At 50.6% G+C, this 1,203-nt stretch carries 1 protein-coding gene; it reads left to right on the forward strand.

Translation table 11 applies throughout. The features are described 5' to 3' along the window. Positions 1-662, forward strand: a 662-nt coding sequence (locus tag D5S03_RS11360; RefSeq protein ID WP_287044075.1) for a hypothetical protein, incomplete at its 5' end; no start/stop codon positions are given. Positions 663-1,203: the final 541 nt, after the last annotated feature.

Raw genomic sequence — 1,203 nt, forward strand, 5'->3', positions numbered from 1 at the left:
AGGAGGAAGGAGAAAACGGAACGAGGAAAGATGGTGTTGGAGAATGCGGCGAATGTTTTATTCAAAACTCCCAGCTAAAAGACGAACTCCAGCAGGAGCTTTATGCCGCAGTGTCCAGCCAAGCTGAACTTGTAGTCCAGAAAAAAATCAAGGGCTTGGCTGATGCCCTGGAAGACACCCTTTTAAATCTCACAGCGGAAATAAACGGCTCCATGGTGCAACTGTACAAAGCACTCACCCAGATTCAGCAGGTAATGAAGAATCTGGAGGAAAGGCTAGGGCAGTTGGAAAATGATCTGGGGGCTGAGCCGACAGATGGGATTGAGCTGAGCGACCTGGATCTTGAAAAAATGCAGGTCAGCCATCCATCGATCAATCTTGCAGAAGCTGAGTCAATCCCGGAGGAAGCACAAGAACCTGCGCCCCTGGACGACTATGCTTATGCAGACCTGGAGTTTGTGAGAAACAGCATCCATAACGTGAAGCCGGACAAAGCAGCCGTAACCCAGTGGATCAGATCTGAGAAGGAGAAAGACCCGGGGATAACCTACGTAGAGCTGGCCAAGAGACTGAAGGATGCCAAAATCCCGACTTTAAGCGGCAGGGATGAGTGGACCAGGGCGCTTGTGAGGAACCTGGCAGTTAAGGGTAAAGGGGTGTGAAAAATCCCGATCTGGATGGCTGGGTGAAGCGCTCCAGGTGCGGGGCCCAGGTCAAGATCACCAGGTAGCTGCTCTCAGGCATTCGGGATGAGCAGGCTTATCCGCTCTGCGGTCCGGGTTTGTCAAATGGGGTTGCCCCTGCCTTATTGGCTATCTTCAAACCTTTGTATCCAATTCTTCCTCCTGTGCCCAGTCACTGCTGGATTTGCCTGATCTTCTATTCCTATTGCCCCCGCGATGGCAGAGCCAGGGATGCAATATGCTGGACAAGACGGCAGTGAATCTTCTGAAGGCTACGAAGACCATGCTCCAGAAAAGCAAGAGGTGCCCGACTTCTAAACAGTCAGAATGAATCCGGTTCATTTGACCTCCTTGATAGTCCTTCGACCCGGAGGGCTTATTTTATGCCGGTCTATTCCTGCATGTCTGTCTTGATCTTGAAAGCCAGTATGAACTTTGTGTAAGGTGTGCAGACAAAAAACATTGGAGGCGGTTATGACCAAGCGATCAAAGGCACTTTGCAATAAAGCGTATCTGGTGC

The organism is Desulfonatronospira sp. MSAO_Bac3, assembly GCF_003838035.1.
Classification (GTDB): Bacteria; Desulfobacterota; Desulfovibrionia; order Desulfovibrionales; family Desulfonatronovibrionaceae; genus Desulfonatronospira; species Desulfonatronospira thiodismutans.